This window comes from Streptomyces pseudogriseolus (assembly GCA_002154585.1).
Classification (GTDB): domain Bacteria; phylum Actinomycetota; class Actinomycetes; order Streptomycetales; family Streptomycetaceae; genus Streptomyces; species Streptomyces pseudogriseolus.
This window is the reverse complement of record MUNG01000718.1, coordinates 1-1069: the sequence shown is the minus strand read 5'-3', so window position 1 is coordinate 1069 and position 1069 is coordinate 1. Positions and strand designations below refer to the sequence as shown.

Genomic DNA, 1069 nt, shown 5'->3' with positions numbered 1-1069 from the left:
GTAGAGCCTAGCCGGGCGGCGTCGGCGCGTGTGCGGCTTTCCGGTAAATGCTGGGGACAAACGACATGTGAGCTTTCACACGCAACAGAGAATTGCCTTGCGCCGCTTGGTTACGGCAGAGTCTCACTCCTGTCAGGCCCCGCATACGACACAGCTGTACCCCCAGCGGTGCAGCGCCACAGAAACACCGTTTCAACTCCATACCGCCGTCGTATGCCGCCCGAGCACCACGCGGCGCTCCCCTCGAAGGAGTTGCCCACCGGGCCCGAGCCTCCCGTGACCCGTAGTTGGGGAGGCCAGTGTCAGGGGCACGATTGCGNNGTGAGCCGGATCTCGGTCCGGGGATTCGCAGTGGCCTCGGCCACGGCGGTCACCGCTGTCGGAAGCGTCGTCGGCGTTGCCTCGGGCAGCACCGCAGCGCCCAACAACGACGCCGAAGCGACGGCAGCCGGCACCACGCTGCTCGCGGACATCCCCGCGGGGCAGCAGGCGCAGGTGCAGACCGCGTCGTTGACGCAGCAGGCCCAGACGATGGCCATCGCCGCGGACGCGACCGCCAAGAAGGAGCGCGAGGAGGCCGAGAAGGCCGCCAGCCGCTCCGCCGCGCGTGACGCGTCCTCCTTCGCGGTCCAGGCCTCCTACTCGGTCGCCGACGTCCAGGCCATCGCGCGCCAGATGGTGCCCGCCGACCAGTTCCAGTGCTTCAGCAACATCGTGGACCACGAGTCCAGCTGGAACTACCAGGCCTCGAACCCCTCCTCCGGCGCCTACGGTCTCGTGCAGGCCCTGCCGGGCTCCAAGATGGCCTCCGCCGGCGCCGACTGGCAGACCAACCCGGCCACCCAGATCAAGTGGGGCCTCAACTACATGGACAGCCGCTACGGCAGCCCGTGCGGCGCCTGGGAGTTCTGGCAGGCCAACAACTGGTATACCAGTTGTTGGCCTGCCAGAACTCCCAGGCGCCGCACGGGCTGCCGTAGCGGCTGTCCATGTAGTTGAGGCCCCACTTGATCTGGGTGGCCGGGTTGGTCTGCCAGTCGGCGCCGGCGGAGGCCATCTTGGAGCCCGG

Annotated in this window: 2 pseudogenes; one reads left to right on the top strand and one right to left on the bottom strand. The window is 68.3% G+C overall.

Annotated features, from left to right (window positions below):
• Positions 1–321 precede the first annotated feature (321 nt).
• Positions 322–930, top strand: a pseudogene (locus tag CCN29_RS34310) (aggregation-promoting factor C-terminal-like domain-containing protein); the annotation flags it as partial.
• On the opposite strand, the pseudogene CCN29_RS34305 reads toward CCN29_RS34310, so the two are convergent.
• A pseudogene (locus CCN29_RS34305) lies at positions 929–1069 on the bottom strand (aggregation-promoting factor C-terminal-like domain-containing protein); the annotation flags it as partial. The pseudogenes CCN29_RS34310 and CCN29_RS34305 overlap by 2 nt on opposite strands.